Source organism: Pseudovibrio sp. W74 (assembly GCF_001623085.1).
In the GTDB taxonomy this organism is placed as follows: domain Bacteria; phylum Pseudomonadota; class Alphaproteobacteria; order Rhizobiales; family Stappiaceae; genus Pseudovibrio.
The window spans coordinates 241,007-257,699 of the sequence record NZ_LMCJ01000021.1; the positions used below are offsets into that span (position 1 = coordinate 241,007).

The 16,693-nt window shown below is 52.1% G+C and carries 13 protein-coding genes; 9 read left to right on the forward strand and 4 right to left on the reverse strand.

From position 1 onward, the window contains the following. The first annotated feature begins 109 nt into the window (after positions 1 to 109). Complete coding sequence (locus PsW74_RS15660; RefSeq protein ID WP_063289829.1) at positions 110 to 631, forward strand: hypothetical protein; 522 nt, start codon at positions 110 to 112, stop codon at positions 629 to 631. After that, a complete protein-coding gene (locus PsW74_RS15665) occupies positions 631 to 2,043 on the forward strand; it encodes an exonuclease domain-containing protein (protein WP_063289830.1) in 1,413 nt (470 codons plus the stop codon). Before PsW74_RS15660 ends, PsW74_RS15665 begins: the two co-directional genes overlap by 1 nt. 57 nt (positions 2,044 to 2,100) lie before the next feature. Here PsW74_RS15665 and PsW74_RS15670 read toward each other — a convergent pair whose 3' ends face one another. Both PsW74_RS15670 and PsW74_RS15675 read right to left on the reverse strand, forming a co-directional pair. Beyond that, positions 2,101 to 7,407, reverse strand: a complete 5,307-nt coding sequence (locus PsW74_RS15670) for an autotransporter domain-containing protein (protein ID WP_063305840.1) — start codon at positions 7,405 to 7,407, stop codon at positions 2,101 to 2,103. Positions 7,408 to 7,748: 341 nt separating this feature from the next. Beyond that, complete coding sequence (locus tag PsW74_RS15675; protein ID WP_082830590.1) at positions 7,749 to 8,195, reverse strand: Rrf2 family transcriptional regulator; 447 nt, start codon at positions 8,193 to 8,195, stop codon at positions 7,749 to 7,751. Between the two features lie 352 nt (positions 8,196 to 8,547). On the opposite strand from PsW74_RS15675, the gene PsW74_RS15680 reads away from it, so the two are divergent. Beyond that, entirely contained in the window at positions 8,548 to 8,769 is a 222-nt protein-coding gene (locus tag PsW74_RS15680; RefSeq protein WP_063287743.1) for a hypothetical protein, read from the forward strand. A 128-nt stretch (positions 8,770 to 8,897) separates the two neighbouring features. On the opposite strand, the gene PsW74_RS15685 is transcribed toward PsW74_RS15680, so the two are convergent. After that, positions 8,898 to 9,188, reverse strand: a complete 291-nt coding sequence (locus tag PsW74_RS15685; protein WP_063287744.1) for a DUF1330 domain-containing protein — start codon at positions 9,186 to 9,188, stop codon at positions 8,898 to 8,900. After that, positions 9,188 to 9,886: a GntR family transcriptional regulator gene (locus PsW74_RS15690; protein WP_063287745.1), complete on the reverse strand. Its 699-nt coding sequence runs from the start codon at positions 9,884 to 9,886 to the stop codon at positions 9,188 to 9,190. The genes PsW74_RS15685 and PsW74_RS15690 overlap by 1 nt, the downstream gene beginning before the upstream one ends. Before the next feature lie 111 nt (positions 9,887 to 9,997). On the opposite strand from PsW74_RS15690, the gene PsW74_RS15695 reads away from it, so the two are divergent. The 6 genes from PsW74_RS15695 (at position 9,998) to PsW74_RS15720 (ending at position 16,613) form a co-directional block, all read left to right on the forward strand. Next, positions 9,998 to 10,606, forward strand: a complete 609-nt coding sequence (locus tag PsW74_RS15695; RefSeq protein ID WP_063287746.1) for an amino acid synthesis family protein — start codon at positions 9,998 to 10,000, stop codon at positions 10,604 to 10,606. Beyond that, positions 10,572 to 11,378, forward strand: coding sequence for an alpha/beta hydrolase (locus PsW74_RS15700; RefSeq protein WP_063287747.1), 807 nt, complete (start codon positions 10,572 to 10,574; stop codon positions 11,376 to 11,378). The genes PsW74_RS15695 and PsW74_RS15700 overlap by 35 nt, the downstream gene beginning before the upstream one ends. Before the next feature lie 17 nt (positions 11,379 to 11,395). Then, positions 11,396 to 12,313, forward strand: coding sequence for a flavin reductase (locus tag PsW74_RS15705; protein ID WP_063287748.1), 918 nt, complete (start codon positions 11,396 to 11,398; stop codon positions 12,311 to 12,313). 3 nt (positions 12,314 to 12,316) lie between these two features. Then, the gene (locus tag PsW74_RS15710; protein ID WP_063287749.1) at positions 12,317 to 13,363 is read left to right on the forward strand and encodes an LLM class flavin-dependent oxidoreductase; all 1,047 of its coding nucleotides are present in this window, start codon (positions 12,317 to 12,319) and stop codon (positions 13,361 to 13,363) included. Then, a complete protein-coding gene (locus tag PsW74_RS15715) occupies positions 13,363 to 14,829 on the forward strand; it encodes an aldehyde dehydrogenase (RefSeq protein WP_063287750.1) in 1,467 nt (488 codons plus the stop codon). The genes PsW74_RS15710 and PsW74_RS15715 overlap by 1 nt, the downstream gene beginning before the upstream one ends. Positions 14,830 to 14,939: 110 nt before the next feature. Then, positions 14,940 to 16,613 carry a BCCT family transporter gene (locus PsW74_RS15720; protein ID WP_063287751.1) on the forward strand — a complete coding sequence of 558 codons (1,674 nt, stop codon included), beginning with the start codon at positions 14,940 to 14,942 and terminating at the stop codon, positions 16,611 to 16,613. The last annotated feature ends 80 nt before the right edge of the window (positions 16,614 to 16,693 follow it).

Genomic DNA, 16,693 nt, shown 5'->3' on the forward strand with positions numbered 1-16,693 from the left:
TCTGTTTGATTGGATTCAATCAAGCAACAAGAATTCGCTCCGCTCTAGACCAATAATAATCAAAGCTGTGGCGAGACAAAAGCGACCACAGTCACCTGGGAGGAATAACATGTTTCTTGAATTGATCGGGACCTTCATTGCAGGCGTTGCCGGAGCTGGTCTTGTGATGTTGATCAATCATGTTCTTGGTGGGCGTTTGCCGCGCTGGTTTGCCCCGGTTGCTGCCGGTGCTGCCATGTTGCTGGCAACAATCTCCAGCGAGTACAGCTGGTTTTCGCGCACCAAAGATACGCTCCCTGATGGCATAGTGGTTGCTGAAACTGTAGAAAGCAAAGCCTTCTATCGTCCATGGACCTATCTGTTTCCCTTCACGGAAAGATTTGTCGCGATTGATACTGCTACGATCCAGACACATCCAAAGCAGCCGGGCATGAAACTGGCGCAAGCTTACTTCTTTGGCCGCTGGTCTCCGGTGAACAAGCTTCCTGTGCTTACCGATTGCACCACCAGCCGACGGGCAGCATTGGCTGACGGTATCATTTTTGAGGAAGGTGGAAGCATCTCTGGGGCTCAATGGGTGTCAGTGCCGGAAAATGACAGGATCACCTCAACAATATGCGGAGCGGGGTAATGTTAATAGGCCTCAGTTTACGATTTCGGATCTTCCTCTTGTTCGCGGGTGTTGCCGCAGCAAGCTGTGCCGTTGTCGGGGCTGCGCTTTATTTTGGATACACCCGTATTGCAGAAACAACACCGGCCTCAGGCTTCCTGTTGGCCGGTATTCTATCCATTTTCGGTCTTCTTGCGATCTCAGTCAGCATCTGGCTTCTGTTTGACGAAAATGTTGCCAAACCAGTGCAACGTCTCTCCGCTGCCATCCGCACGACAGCTCATGCTAATGTTGATGCCTCAATTGATTTTGAAGAAGCGAAATACCTTGGCGACCTTGCGCCTGCGGCTCATGCGGTTGCCTGGCGTTTAACCAATGACAGTGCAGAAACTGATGAGTTGGTTTCTGATGCAACGGCGCAGCTGGCGAGCGAGCGCGAGCAGCTGGCCTTGCTGTTAACTGAGATCCCCGTCGCCATCGTGCTCGTCAGCCCTGCACACAAAATCATGCTTTATGACGGTCAAGCCGCAGACATTCTTGGGCAGGTTCATGTTCCACGTTTGAGTGCATCCATCTTTGATTACTTTATTGAGGAGGAAGTGCGTGCTGCCTATGATCAGCTGATCGAATTGAAAACAGAAATTGCTGTTGATGTGAAAGGAGCCCGTGGCAACCTTAGTTTTCAATTGCGCCTTAAAAAACTCAGAGGGATGTCGGGCTACATGATCCTGATTGACGATGCGACCGCACGCATCGCACCAGAGGCACCGCGACCACTGATTTATGATTTTGAGGCGGCCCAGCACCATTTTGAAAAGGAAATTGAGGAACGCTCACTACGTGATCTGAGCTTCGTCGTTTTCGATACGGAAACAACTGGCCTCATGCCAAACAAGGACGACATTGTCCAGATTGGGGCCGTGCGGGTTGTCAACGGACGTATCATTCCCGGTGAAACAGTTGATCAGTTGGTCAATCCGGGCAGACCTATTCCGGCTGCCTCAACCGGAGTTCACCGGATCACAGATGACATGGTGGCAGATGCTCCAGACCCGGTCACTGCAATTTCTAAGTTCCATGCTTTCGCCAAAGACTCCGTCATTGTCGCGCACAATGCGCCGTTCGACATGGCATTCCTACATCGATACGGCCACTTGTCCGGCCATGCCTGGGACCATCCGATCCTTGATACCGTCCTCTTGTCTGCAGTCGTTTTCGGCGCAGATCAGGTGCACACTCTCGACGCCCTTTGCACTCGCCTTGGTATAGAAATCCCCATAGCTTTGCGCCACACAGCCCTCGGCGACGCCCAAGCCACCGCCCAAGCCCTCTGCAAACTCCTCCCCCTCCTATCCTCCCACGGCTTCAACACCTTCGGAGAAGTCATCAAGCAGACGAGAAAACATGGTCGGCTGTTGAAGGATTTGAATTAGTTTTGTAGGTGCCAGTCGCCTTCATTTAGATGCTGAATACTCATTAGATCTCTTTTCTCAATACTGCACGAACAGTCTTGCGTTGGCGCCGTGGTCCAGGGTTTGGTCGGCGAGGAGGCCGTAGTAGTTGATGTTGAGTTGGATGTGCTCGGCTAGCCGGGATTCAAGGCCGGTTTCGATCAGGGCCACGTTGCGGGCGATTGGGACGCTGGCGACGGTGAAAGGGTTGCCGCTGTCGATGAAGCTTTGGGTATAGTCGAGCGTATCAGCGGAAGAGTATTGCCAGGCTGCCAAGCCAACAAAGCTTGTGTCCCCGTAAAGGTAGTTGGAAAGATCAAACTCGCCGCGTGTTCCCAGTGTCAGGAAAGTGAGGGAGTTGGACTGTCCATCTGCTTTGAGTGCTGCTGCACCGCCGGTTTCATTGAAGCCGGGACCGGAGAGATAAGCATAGGCAACTCCTGCGAAAGGCTCCAGATTACCGTAGGTGCTTTCCAGCGTATATCCAAGCTCACCAAACACTTGCACAGAACCGGCGAACTGGTCAGATGACAGCGTTTCTTCCGGGAAGAGGCTTACATCGCGATCAGTTGCAATGTTGTACCATGTACCTGCAACACCTCCGCGCAGTCTGACGTTGTCGATCGGATTGGCACTGGCGTAGCCGCCGACACTGTAGCTGTCACTGTCAGATGAGGCATCGATGGAGCTGATGTCGATGGATGTTCTGCCGAAGCCTGCAACCACACCCAGCTGCACCATGTCAAAGTAAGTCGCATCAACACCAACCAGAACGCCGCCAACGCTTCTGCCTGTGGTGCGAGCATTGCCATCGGAGAAGAATTGACCCCAGCTGCCGTAGACCTGTCCCCACATCGCAAAGTTGCTGACCGTGCGGGAAACGGTGTTGTCATCCACGTCTGCAGCAAAAGCGCTGTGGGCCTTGTAAAGGCGGTCATTCACCGCTTGTCGCAGGAAGCGGCTGTCGGCAAGAAGGATTGCACGGGTTGAAGCGTTGATCTCACCTGCGAGGGGATCGAGAAGAGCTTTAATCTGAGCATTGTTCATGGGCGCAAGTTGTGTGAAGAGATCGCCGCTTTCATTGATAGTATCAAGCGCCAGAGTGACTGAATGTTCGTTGCGTGTATCTGCCAGGCCATTGAAATTGTTGGAGCTTCGGATGAACTGGATCGCGACATCGTTACCGTCTCCGGGAATACCGTAGAGCACGTTTACATCTAACATGAACATATCGTGGCTGACTGAACTGAACGTGCCTGTCGGTGGCTCTGACCCCGGTGCGGAGAGATTGTCGATAATGACGAACTCATCGCCGATTTTGACCGGTGTTGGACCCATAACGTTGACGAGATCAAGCGCAACATCATTCAGGTCCACGCTGCCACCCGCGAGGATCTGGATTTGATCAACATTTGTCATTCCAGATACCGGATCAGAGCCAAACTCCATTTCCAGCGTGCCACCAGTGCCCGTCGCATCCAGACTGCCGAGCGTAATTGTACCGAAGGACGCTCCGGGTGCGATGATGCCCCCGTTAAGTGTCACACTGCCGCTGGCTGTGCCGTACCCCTCGAGCCGACCATCGGCGTTCACGGTCAGATCACCTGAAAGAGTAGAACTATCCGTTAAGGACTTACCAATCCGCATGGTGCCGCCGTTAATGGTGGAGCTGACCAGAGATTTGGTGCCGTCTGATAGTATAAGCGTACCTGCACCGTTCTTTAGGAAGGTACCTCCACCGGGAGTGGCATCTCCGGTCCAGGTGAGGGTTGCACCTGCGTTTGCCATGTCGATGGTATTATCATTGCTGTTCACTTGCAGCTTGGTCGTATCAACAGTTTCGCTGCCTGTGCCCAGATAGAAAAGAGTTCCACCATTTACGATCACGTTGCCAGACCCAATGGCCGAGGTAGAAAAGCCTTCCAGACCAAGCGTGCCGGTGTCGATTTCAATATCTGCTGTGTAGCCTGAGTTGTCGCCAAGCAGATTGACTTCACCCGGGCCGGTGAAGGTAACCTGATCTGAACCGGTCAGCCCGGACATGATGTTGATCTGGCCAACGATGTCGGTCGTTCCAACCACGTTCCCGGCGCCGGAAAACGCCAGTTCATTGATGTTGACCGTGCTGCCGCCGGTGTAGGTCAGGGTTGAGGAGTTCAGCGTGATGCCGACATTGCCGTTGCCGATGTTGGTGCCGTCATTGAAGATCAACTCGGTATCGGTTACGCCAAGATCACCGGTCCATGAACTGTTGGTGCCGGTTAGGGTGGTTGTTTGGCCACCATCGATGGACAAGTTGCCAGAGCCGGAAAGGTTGGAGGAGATTTCCAGATTGACCGTATTGTCATCAATATCGATTGTGTTGCTTGTGCCACTGGCGATAGCAATCCTTGAAAGATTGGCGTCTGTAGTACCCTGATAGAGCAGGTTACCATTGTTGAGGGTGGTTGTGCCAAGCCCAAGGCGGTCTGGGTCGGTAAACTCGACGGAACTGTTTTCCTGAACAATGAGGCCACCGGAAAAACTGTTGTCGCCCTGCAGGTTGACCGTACCGCCAGACCCAATGGTGAGAGACCCCGGTGTGCCGCCGCCATCTGTGATGTCACCAGTCAGTGTCAGGGTGCGTCCGGATTGCACATCAAGCGTACCGTCATCGTGCATCTTGAATTCGTTGGCGATGGTCGCATCTGCACCAGAAATATAACTCAGATCACCACCGTAAAAGAGAACGTCACCTGTGCCGATGTTGGCTGCTGCTCCAAACTCCACAGTACCGGCTGCCAGATCCAAACCGCCGCTGAAGCTGCTGCCCGCTCCACCTAGAACCAGCGTTCCTGCTCCGAGTTTCTTTAGCAGGCCAGTACCACTGATGGTATTGCTTGCGGTAAGGGTATCACCAGAGCCCACCGTCACGGATGATGTTCCATCCAGATCAATCAGATTGGCAATCGTCGTGGTTGTTCCGGTGAAATTGAGGTTACCGCTGTCGAGTTCAATCGCACCTGTGCCCAGATCATCGGAGTCTGCAAAGCCAACTGTGCTGTTTTCCTGAACGATCAGACCGCCTGAGAACGTGTTGGTTCCTCGCAGATTGGCTGTGCCGCCGGAGCCGATGGTGAAGGAGCCCGGTGTGCCATCACCGTCAACGATGTTGCCTGTGATTGTCAGAGTACGCCCGGATTGCAGGTCAAGACTACTATCATCATACAGTTCAATCGTATTTGCGATTGTTGCGGAGGTTCCGGTGAAGTTGAGGTTACCGTTGTCGAGTCCAACTGTGCCAGTGCCCAGATCATTGGAATCTGAGAAACCGACAGTGCTGTTTTCCTGAATGACAAGGCCTGCCGAGAATGTGTTGGTCCCTTGCAGATTGACTGTCCCACCGGAACCGATGGTCAGCGTGCCGGGTGAGCCGCCGCCGTCAACGATGTTGCCGGTGATTGAGAGGGTGCGGCCTGATTGCACGTCAAGGGTACCGTCATTGTGCATTTCAAACGTATTTGAGACGGTTGCATCCGAGCCGGACACGTAGCTCAGATCACCACCGTAATAGATGATGTTTCCGCTGCCGATGTTGGCAGTTGCTCCAAACTGCACAGTTCCATCTGCCAGATCCAGCCCACCACTGAAGTTGCTGCCCACTCCACCAAGAACCAGCGTTCCATCACCAAACTTTTTCAGCCGCCCAGACCCGCTGATATCATTGCTGACGGTGAGCGTGTCACCGGACCCGACTGTCATGGATGATGTGCCGTCCAGATCAATCAGGTTGGTAATTGTTGCAGTGGTTCCGTTAAAGGTGAGGTTGCCGTTGTCGAGCTCAACAGTGCCACTGCCAAGATCGTCAGAGTCAGAGAAGCCAACTGTGCTGTTTTCGTGAACGACCAGACCGGCTGAGAATGTGTTGGTGCCTTGCAGGTCTACTGTACCGCCGGAGCCGATGGTCAGTTTGCCGGGTGAACCGCCGCCATCAACGATGTCACCTGTAATCGTCAGAGTACGACCTGATTGCACGTCAAGGTTGCCATTATTATGCATCTCAAACGTGTTTGATATGGTTGCATCCGAGCCAGAAATATAGCTTAGATCACCACCGTAATAGATGATGTTTCCGCTGCCGATGTTGGCAGCTGCTCCAAACTCTACGGTGCCGTCTGCCAGATCCAGCCCACCACTGAAGTTGCTACCCGCTCCATCAAGAACGAGCGTTCCGTTGCCCAGTTTCTTTAAGCGACCAGACCCGCTGATATCATTGCTGACAGTGAGGGTGTCGTTCGTGCCAACCTCAATTGAGGAGGTTCCATCCAGATCGATGAGGTTGTTGATTGTTGCTGTAGAGCCGGTAAATGTGAGGTGGCCGCTGTTCAGTTCAATCGCGCTGTTGCCCAGATTGGACGCGTTTGAAAACTGAACTTCTGTGCCATCAATGTCCGTTCCGCCGGTCCAGGAATTGTTGCCCGACAGAATGGTTACGCCATTGCCTTCAAACCTGACTTTGCCGTTGCCGATAATGTCTCCGGCAAGTGTGAAGTTTCCGTTTGAGGTGATGAAGGTGGCGTCGTTGAGAGCTCCCACATTTGTAACTTCAATATCGCCGTTTACGGTTACATTTCCATTGGAAACGAGGCTGCCGCCTAAGAAATCCAGATCCCCGTTTCCGACAGCACTGGTACTGGTAACAACAACGGTTGCACCTTCTTCAAAGAACATCTTACCTGTGAAGAGACTATTGTTGCGGAACAAGCGCGTCGTTCCGTTTTCAAAGAGAACCTCGCCGGCACCTGGTGTGTTTGAAATCAAATCGGCCACTAGATGGTCGCCACCGCCGCTCGTTGTGTTAACAACAATCTTGGAGCCATTGACCATGATGAGGTCATCGACTTCAAGGTATCCCGCGCTAAGAGCACTAGAGCCTTCCTCGCCACCAATATTGATTATTCCTGCTGATCGGAGGACGAGATCAAAGTTGGGGGCGAATATTTCACCGCTGTTGTAAAGGTTTACGGTGCCGCGATCGAAACCATTGGAGATTTCAATAAGTGAGCTTCCTCCGGTTTGGAACATGGCCGCGCCATTGGAGATGTTCAGAGTTCCATCAGCATTGGCGACACCAACTCTCAAAAAACGCCCGATTGCAACTGATCGACCTGAAGAGAGATTCAGCGTGCCATCAGTGTTGAAGCCAATATACAAGCCATTCGAGCCATTGACTGTAACCGGTGGATCATTGATGGTGCCTGTTATGATTTCCTGAGCATCTGCTCGATCAACGAAAAGACCTAGCAAGCAGGCGAATGTGAGACTCGCAAGTGCAATTGTTCCCAGAAGACGCTCACTATACCACATTTCAACCCTCACACATTTGCCAGTTACAGCAGTTCTGAGACAGTTGTTCAGTCGAGCACAGCCGTTACCGAAGGCTGCGCAGAGCAAAACGCAGCTTCAGTGTGAGTAATCACATTAGTAATCCGTTAGGATTTCTTCGCGCTACACAATTATGCTGTATTCGACTGAGGAGCTATGAAGTGATACGCAATACTCTTCTCATGAGCTATAGATTAACTGAATCGAATATAGTCATTAATAGAGTTTTTATTTGTTAAATTAGATTTAATTGTGAACTCAATATAGGATTGGTCAAAAATACATATGAGAAGATCAATAGAGTTTCAGAAGTATTCTTCCTGCTAGCTTTGTTGTGCAGTCAAAGCCGCTGGTACGGGCAAATCGATAACTGCACTTTCAATTGTCATTTCATCGAGCACGCTCAGGAAGGCGCTGGATGCTCTTTGCATCAACGGTTTGAGGCGACAAGAGGGGAGGAAGCAGCATTGGATTTCTCCACATTCGCTCTGTCGCAGGCACTCGACTACGGCAAAATCATTCTCTACCGCGCGGACAACATCTCCAACGCTGATGTCTTGTGCGAGACGGCCCAGTTTAAACCCTCCACCACGACCACGCATGGTCTCAAGAATACCGGCACGGGAGAGTTGATTGACGAGTTTCATTACATGGCCCCGTGAGAAACCTTGCTGCAAAACGACCTGATCGATGCGTTGAAGAATGTCTGGTTGCATGGCGCATTGCATAACGAGTCGCAAAGCAAAATCGCTTGCCTGATTTAAACGCATAGTGATGCTCCAAAGATATATCGTGCGTATATCATAAAATCAGAGAATGCTGAACACCGAAAGCGATGTGGTGCTGTGTATATTTTAAGTGTATGAAATAACACATTATTTATCGCTATCTCAGCTCTTTCTAAGAAAAGATGCAAATAATATATGTCTTTTGTTATGTGCGATGATAAAGATATATATAAAATAGATATTATGAGTCGGAAAGTTGTCACGATAGAGGGCAGGGGCTGTCTCACCAGTGTTTGGCATTGAATTAAGCTGTCAATTTCTTCCTCGTAAAGAACTCTGATTGCACTGATGTGCCACCGCCTGCTCTGAAACTTTTAAACTACGGAGACCTGTTATGTTGCCCGCCATTGTCTTGATCGCAGAAGGATTGGTTGCTCTCTGGTTCCTACTGTTTTTGACGATGATCACAAGCATCTACCTGGATGGCAGAGGATATGGCTCCGGCGTGAAACCCAAGGCAGAGCTAGCCTTCTTCAAACACATTCGTGTCTTCGTAACACTCGGCATATCAGTCGCCTGCGTTGTGACCCTGGCAGAAGCATTTGAATTGATCTGACGGAATTCGGAAGAGCCCCATGAAAATCTACGAGTACTTCCCCGCCATCTTCATCTGGGCCATAGTCCCAGCCCCCCTCTGGATCTGGCTTGGCCTGATCTGGTTTGTTTGAGAGGGGTGAGAGGAGCTTAGTCCATCCCCTCGACGATCATAATGTCTGCCAAGGCAGCGGTTTTGCGGTGGGTTTTGGCTTCTTGGTATTCTGGGGAGTGGTAGCAGGCCAGGGCTTGTTCCATGGTGTCGAACTCGATGACGACGTTACGGGGATGTGTGGTGCCTTCCAAGTGTTCTGTTTTTCCGCCGCGGGCGAGGAAGCGGGCGCCGTATTTTTGGAAGGCGGCTGGAGCGGCCTGGGTGTAGTTTGTGTAGGCGTCAGCGTCCGTGACTGTGACGTGGGCAATCCAGTAGGCTTTAGGCATTATTTTTTGCTTTTGCTCAGCTCTGCAGTCAGAAGGGTCTTGGCAATATTTGCAGCTTCCGTCAGATGTAACTGAATGGCAGCTGCGGCGGCCTGAGGGTCGTTCGTTTCGATTGCGGAGTAGATTTTCTCGATCCGTTTGTAACCTGCATCATGGCGGTCACGAGTACCCAAAGTCATTGCGCGTAGGCGGCTGATGCGGCCATTGAGTCGCTGTACCACTTCCCATGCAACGTTCTGGCCGCTGATATCAAAAATGCACTGATAGAATAATGTTGTTGCTTCAAACAGGTCGTTTGTTTCGCCGCTGCTGTAGGCCAATTTGAGCTGAGCGAGCGCTTTACCAAGTTTTTTCTTATCCCCATCTTTGGCCAGTTCAGCGCATTTTTGTGCGGCACTGGTCTCCAAAAGCATGCGGATTTCGTAGATCTGCTGTGCGTTTTCCCAATCAAGTTTGGCAACGATCGGGCCTTTGTTTGGCAGAATTTCAACAAGGCCTTCTGCTTCAAGATACCGGATTGTTTCCCTTACAACTGAACGGCTTACGCCAAGCTGGTCGCAGAGCGGACGCTCGACCAAACGGTCTCCTGACTGGAAGTGCCCGGCAATGATAGCGGCTCTCATTTTCTCAAGAGCCATATCGCGAAGCGTCATGGTGGGACGCTCAATTTTCAAAGGATTATTTGCAGTAGAGATCATGGCAGCAATCTAGCTTGCGTTGACTTCATTCGCAAGAAGGTATTGACATTCGGTATTATGGTATACCATCTTATCACCATTGAATTTGACAGTGGAATGAACGGAAGACCAATGCCAGCAGAGATACGCAAGACACTTCTTCACGTGGAAGACACGCTGATTGAAGGTGGCAAAAAAGCAGAGACCTCATTGCGGATGATTGCGGCCGTTGCTGTGATCAAGAACCCATGGGCTGGGCAGGGCTTTGTTGAAGATCTGCGTCCGGGCATCCATGATGTTGCACCAGATGTTGGCAGTTTGCTGACGGATATGATCATCAACTTTGCAGGTTCTGGTGAAGCTGTTGAGGGTTACGGTAAAGCAGCTGTTGTTGGTGTGAACGGTGAAGTCGAGCATGCCTCTGCGCTCATTCACACACTGCAATTTGGTAATTTTTACCGTGAAGCTGTCGGCGCCAAAACCTATCTGGCGTTCTGCAACACCCGCGCTGGCGCAAACGCTCCGATCATGATTCCGCTGATGGACAAGAATGATGGTGGTCGCCGTTCACACTATCTCACCATTCAGCTTGCTATTCCCGATGCTCCGGGCCCAGATGAAATCGTCATCGCACTGGGAGCTTCACTCTCAGGACGCCCGCACCACCGGATTGGTGATCGCTATCAGGACCTTAAGGAGCTGGGACATGACGTTGACAACCCTGCAGCTGTCACATCCTAAGGGCACTGTTTGCTACCGTGAGGTAGGCGAAGGTGAGCCGCTTGTGCTGGTCCACGGGGTTGGCATGCAGGATGCTTCCTGGGAACCGCAAATCGAGCACTTTGCGAAAACGCATCGTGTTATCGCGGTAAACATGCCGGGGCATGGAGGAAGCACTGCGCTTCCTCAAGGCTCTCAGCTGGAAGACTATGTGGCGTGGCTGCATGCAGCGATCTCAGCGCTTGGATTTGAGCAGGTGAATCTTGCCGGTCATTCCATGGGCGCGCTGATCAGCGGTGGTTACGCAGCAACGTACCCGGAACGCGTAAAACGCGTTGCTTTGTTGAACGGCGTTTACCGCAGATCTCCAGAGGCTCGCAGTGCTGTGGAGGCGCGAGCTAAGGAAATTGCAGAGGGTCACATCAACATCGACGGACCTTTAAGTCGTTGGTTTAGTGAGAGCATTGCGGATCAGCAGGCGAAAGAAAAAGTCGGCAACTGGCTCCGGGAGGTTGATCCGGTTGGCTATGCGGTCACTTACAACGCATTTGCACATGGGGACGCGACCTATGCTGACAAATGGGAGGAAATCAGATGCCCGGCGCTTTTGCTAACGGGTGATGGTGATCCGAACTCCACCAAGGAAATGGCGGTGGATATGGCCAAGGCAGCGCAGGACGGCATGGTCTGCATCATTGAAGGCCATCGTCATATGGTCAATCTGACAGCGCCGGAACAAGTCAACGCCGCAATGGCAAGCTGGTTAAAACAGCCAATAAGAACAAACGGATAGAAAGGGAGATCTACCCGATGACAGCGATGGACCCACGTACATTGAGGAATGCATTTGGTACATTCCTTACCGGTGTTACGGTTGTGACAGCCCATGGGCAGGATGGTGAGCCGCTCGGCTTTACAGCAAATTCCTTTTCAAGCGTTTCCCTCGATCCGCCATTGTTGCTGGTGTGTCTTGCGAAAAGCTCCAGCAATTATGATGCGTTGACTGAGGCATCCGGTTTCGCCGTCAATATTCTGGCAGAAACCCAGAAAGATGTGTCCAACACCTTTGCAAGCCGTGTCGAAGACCGTTTTGCGACGGTTGACTGGAAAGTCGGTCCGAATGGCTCTCCGGTTCTTTCTGATGTAGCTGCGTGGTTTGATTGCTCAATGCACAATGTGGTGGACGCGGGTGACCATGCAATTCTGATCGGTGAAGTAAAGGCTTTTGAGACCGGCGTTGCCAACGGTCTGGGTTACGCGCGCGGTGCATATTTTACTGCCACACAAGAAGTCAGCTCCATTCAGGTAGATAGTGAAACCGTTGTTAGCGCTCTCCTGGAACGAGACAAAAAAGTGCTGTTTTTTGAAGATGATGCAGGCCAACTGCGATTGCCAACGCGCAATGTCAGCAAAGGCACACCAACCAAAGAACTTACAGCATTACTGGAAGAGGTCGGTGTCCCGTCTTCTGTCGGCTTCATTTACTCCGTCTACGAAGATGAAGAAGCGAATGCCCAGCATCTGGCTTTCCATTGCTCAGCCGGTGAAGGGGCCAGCCAGTCTGGAACCTTCCTCGCGCTGACAGATGATGTGCTGGCGCGCGTGCAGGATGCGGCCACACAGATAATGCTGGGCCGGTTTGCGAAGGAGACGCAGAAGGGCAATTTCGGCATCTATTTTGGAAATCATGAAAACGGCGAAGTGCGCAAAATCGCACTGGGAGAGTAAGCCATGAAATTTTCACTTTTCATCCATCTTGAGCGCATTTCCGCTGATGAAAGCCAGCAAAAACTCTATGATGAGTTTCTGCAGCTCTGTGAGATTGCAGACAAAGGTGGCATGCATGCGATCTGGACTGGTGAACACCATGGCATGAACTTCACCATCGCGCCGAACCCTTTCATCAACCTTGTAGATCTGGCACGGCGGACCGAAAATGTACGTCTTGGAACAGGAACTGTCATCGCGCCTTTCTGGCATCCAATCAAGCTGGCTGGCGAAGCAGCTATGGCGGATATCATTATGGATGGCCGTCTTGAGCTGGGTATTGCTCGTGGTGCCTACAGTTTTGAATATGAGCGCATGATCCCGGGCCTTGATGCGTGGGAAGCTGGTCAGCGCATGCGCGAGTTGGTTCCTGCCGTCAAAAAGCTCTGGGATGGTGATTATGCTCACGAAGGTGAGTATTGGCAGTTCCCGAAAACGACGTCTGCACCACAACCAATGCAGGATCCGCACCCACCTGTCTGGGTTGCTGCACGTGATCCAAACTCCCATGATTTTGCGGTGGCGAACGGCTGTAATGTTCAGGTAACGCCGCTCTGGAACGGGGATGATGAAGTTGAAAGCCTCATGGAGCGCTTCAACGATGCTTGTGAGAAAAGCCCATCCGTTCCACGTCCAAAGATTATGTTGCTACGTCACACCTATGTTGGTGGTGATGAGGCAGATGTTCAGCAAGGCGCTGAAGAGGTCAACCGTTTCTACAACTACTTTGGTGCATGGTTCAAAAACGAACGCCCAATCACTCAGGGTCTTATTGAGCCGCTCAGCGACGAAGATATCGCGAACCATCCATTCTACAGCGCAGAGCAGATGCGCACCAACAATGTGATCGGTACGTCTGACAAAGTCATCGAGCGCCTGAAGCACTACGAAGACCTTGGTTACGATGAATACTCATTCTGGATTGATAGCGGCATGACGTTTGAGCGCAAGAAAGCGTCTCTTGAACGCTTCATAAACGAAGTGATGCCTGCTTTCCAAAAGGATGCATAATGAAACGCTTCCAGCACTATATCGATGGTCGTTTTGAAGATGGCTCAGCACAATTTCAAAGTCTGGACCCGGCAACGGGTCAACCTTGGGCAGAAATGCCCGAGGCGCGGACTGAGGATGTAAACCGTGCTGTTGCTGCAGCTGAGCGGGCTTTCTTTGATCCTGCCTGGAGCAGCCTGACAGCCACACAGCGCGGCAAGTTGCTTTACAAACTGGCAGATCTGGTTGAGGCGAATGCGCCAAAGCTGGCACAGTTGGAAACGCAGGACACCGGGAAAATCATCCGCGAAACATCTGCCCAGGTGGCGTATGTGGCGGATTACTATCGGTATTATGCTGGCCTGGCAGATAAGATTGAAGGGGCACACCTTCCGATTGACAAGCAGGACATGGAAGTCTGGCTGCGCCGCGAGCCAGTTGGCGTGGTCGCTGCCATTGTTCCATGGAACAACCAGCTGTTCCTGTCTGCCGTTAAGATCGGCCCTGCATTGGCTGCCGGCTGTACTTTGATTGTGAAGGCGTCTGAAGAAGGGCCTTCGCCTCTTTTGGAGTTTGCCAAGCTGATTGAAGAAGCTGGCTTCCCGAAAGGTGTGGTCAACATCATCACTGGATTTGGTGCTGAATGTGGACAGGTGCTGACATCGCATCCATCAGTGGCTCACGTTGCCTTTACTGGTGGACCGGAAACAGCAAAGCACATCGTGCGCAATTCCGCGGAAAACCTTGCCAGTACCTCGCTTGAGCTGGGCGGAAAATCTCCATTTATCGTGTTTGAAGATGCAGATATCGACAGCGCCGTAAATGCGCAGATATCCGGCATTTTTGCAGCAACAGGCCAAAGCTGTGTTGCAGGTTCTCGCCTGATCATCGCAAAGAGCATCAAGGATGAGTTTCTTGCTCGTTTGAAGGCCACAGCTGAAGCCGTCGTCATCGGGCATCCGCAGGATATGGCGACAGAGGTCGGCCCGTTGTGCAGCCAGCGCCAGCGCGACCACATCAATGCAGTCATCAAAGCTTCTGTTGAGGCTGGTGCCAAGGTCCTGACAGGCGGCGTGGATTGCGACCGTGATGGTTTCTACTTCCCGCCAACCATTCTGGATTGCTCCGATGTGCCGAACGCTCCTTGTGTGACAACCGAGCTGTTTGGCCCAGTCCTTTCTGTTCTTACCTTTGAGACAGAGGCTGAAGCCCTGCAGATGGCGAACGACACAAAATTTGGCCTGGCTTCCGGCATCTTCACACAAAGCCTGACGCGGGCACACCGCATGATAAAGGGCATTCGCTCCGGCATCGTGTGGGTGAACACCTATCGCGCAGTTTCCCCCGTTGCTCCGTTTGGCGGACAGGGACTTTCCGGCCATGGCCGCGAAGGCGGACTGCAGGCAGCTTTGGATTACACAACAGTTAAAACAGTTTGGTTGCGCACCTCTGATGATCCGATTCCGGATCCATTCGTTATGCGCTGAGAACAGGGAGAACCCCATCCGTAGCTCCTGTTCAGCAGGGGCTGGAGATAAGCCGGCGGTGAAACCCGGCACGGACACAATGTCCGATTAATTTAGCCTGGGAGGGAACTATGGCTATCGAAAAAGAGCACATTCAGAAAGATCTGAATGTAGCCGAAACGGGGCTCTTTAAGGGTCTGCACAACGGAATGTCTATCGCAGCCAAGGCTATGGTTGCTGCCTTTGTTGTGTTCACGATTTTGAATGTTGATTATGCCGGTGAGCTGTACGGGGCGGTACGCAGCTGGGTCGAAACAGCGCTGAGCTGGTACTACATCTCCTCAGTCATGATCATCTTCTTCATTTGCATTGGCTTGATGGTCAGTCGGTTTGGCTCCATCCGTCTTGGCGATGATGATGCACGTCCGGAATTCAGCAACTTTGCATGGTTTGCAATGCTGTTTTCCGCAAGTGTATCCATTGGCATCATGTTCTTTGGTGTTGCTGAGCCGTTGTTCTACTTCGATAACTCCGCGGGCTGGGGTTATCCAAACAACCCGTTTGCGGATATGGCTGGCCACAATGAGATGAACATGGACCGTGCAGTTGATGCGGTTCGCGTGACCAACTTCCACTGGGGTCTGCATGGTTGGGCGATTTACACCATCACCGGACTTTGCCTTGCGTACTTCTCATTCCGCAAAAAGCTGCCACTGACGTTCCGTAGTGCTCTTTACCCGATCCTCGGCGAGCGCATCTACGGCCCGGCAGGTCATGCGGTTGATCTGCTTGCCGTATTTGGTACCGTGTTCGGCATCGCGACGTCCATGGGGCTTGGCGTAAACCAGATGGCACAGGGCCTGAACGTGCTGTTCGGCGTTGATCCGGGCACGCTTACTCAGATCGCTTTGGTTATCGGTATTTCCATTGTGGCGACACTGTCTGCGGTCTCTGGCATTGGCAAGGGTATTCGTATTCTTTCCGAGTGGAACATCGCTCTAACACTGCTGCTAATCCTGTTCTTTGTTGTGGCAGGTCCATCTCAGTGGCTCGCAAGCTTCTTCCTCACATCCGTTGGCGATTACATGTCCAACTTCCTGTCCATGGGCTTCTGGACCGCAAGTGAACCGGGCGATGTGAAATGGCAGGGTGGCTGGACCATGTTCTACTGGGGTTGGTGGCTTTCCTGGGCACCATTCGTGGGCATGTTCATCGCACGCATCAGCCGTGGCCGTACCATTCGTGAGTTTATGTTCGGCGCGATGCTTGTGCCAACCGTGATGGCCTTCCTCTGGATCACCATTTTTGGCGGCAATGCACTGTTCATTGAAATGAATGCACCAGGCGGTGTTGGTACTGCAGGTCTGATTGACACCGTTAACAGCTGGAACCTTGGTGGCGCGCTCTATGGCACCATTGAGCAGATGACCTCTAATGGCACAATCAGCTGGTTGATTGCAGCACTCACCACCTTCTTGCTGGCGACATGGTTTATCACGTCATCCGACTCCGGCACTTTGGTTATCACGACCATCCTGTCTATGGGCAATGCACACCCACCTAAACAGCATCGTGTGATCTGGGGTGTTGCTCAAGGTGTTGTTGCTGCGGCGCTCTTGTTGGCTGGTGGACTATCCGCTCTGCAAACTGCTGCTATTGCGGCTGCCTTGCCGATCAGTGCTCTTGTGGTTCTCATGTCATGGGGAATTGTGAAATCGCTCATGCAAGATTCAAGTGCGGTGAGAGACCCTCATGAGGAAGTCGCTCCTGACGGAACGGCTCTGGATCGCGAACTGCGGGCGTAATCCGATTTAACGGAAAATGAACGGAATGGGGGCCACATCTGGTCCCCATTCTTTTCCGGCGTGATGACTATGCCGATGTG

Bases quoted from the DNA above. Each gene is read 5' to 3' on its own strand.
- PsW74_RS15715 (WP_063287750.1), top strand. From the start codon at position 13,363: ATGAAACGCTTCCAGCACTATATCGATGGTCGTTTTGAAGATGGCTCA.
- PsW74_RS15665 (WP_063289830.1), top strand. From the start codon at position 631: ATGTTAATAGGCCTCAGTTTACGATTTCGGATCTTCCTCTTGTTCGCG.
- PsW74_RS15685 (WP_063287744.1), bottom strand. From the start codon at position 9,188: ATGCCTAAAGCCTACTGGATTGCCCACGTCACAGTCACGGACGCTGAC.
- PsW74_RS15660 (WP_063289829.1), top strand. From the start codon at position 110: ATGTTTCTTGAATTGATCGGGACCTTCATTGCAGGCGTTGCCGGAGCT.
- PsW74_RS15680 (WP_063287743.1), top strand. From the start codon at position 8,548: ATGTTGCCCGCCATTGTCTTGATCGCAGAAGGATTGGTTGCTCTCTGG.
- PsW74_RS15720 (WP_063287751.1), top strand. From the start codon at position 14,940: ATGGCTATCGAAAAAGAGCACATTCAGAAAGATCTGAATGTAGCCGAA.
- PsW74_RS15670 (WP_063305840.1), bottom strand. From the start codon at position 7,407: ATGTGGTATAGTGAGCGTCTTCTGGGAACAATTGCACTTGCGAGTCTC.
- PsW74_RS15675 (WP_082830590.1), bottom strand. From the start codon at position 8,195: ATGCGTTTAAATCAGGCAAGCGATTTTGCTTTGCGACTCGTTATGCAA.
- PsW74_RS15690 (WP_063287745.1), bottom strand. From the start codon at position 9,886: ATGATCTCTACTGCAAATAATCCTTTGAAAATTGAGCGTCCCACCATG.
- PsW74_RS15695 (WP_063287746.1), top strand. From the start codon at position 9,998: ATGCCAGCAGAGATACGCAAGACACTTCTTCACGTGGAAGACACGCTG.
- PsW74_RS15700 (WP_063287747.1), top strand. From the start codon at position 10,572: ATGACGTTGACAACCCTGCAGCTGTCACATCCTAAGGGCACTGTTTGC.
- PsW74_RS15705 (WP_063287748.1), top strand. From the start codon at position 11,396: ATGACAGCGATGGACCCACGTACATTGAGGAATGCATTTGGTACATTC.
- PsW74_RS15710 (WP_063287749.1), top strand. From the start codon at position 12,317: ATGAAATTTTCACTTTTCATCCATCTTGAGCGCATTTCCGCTGATGAA.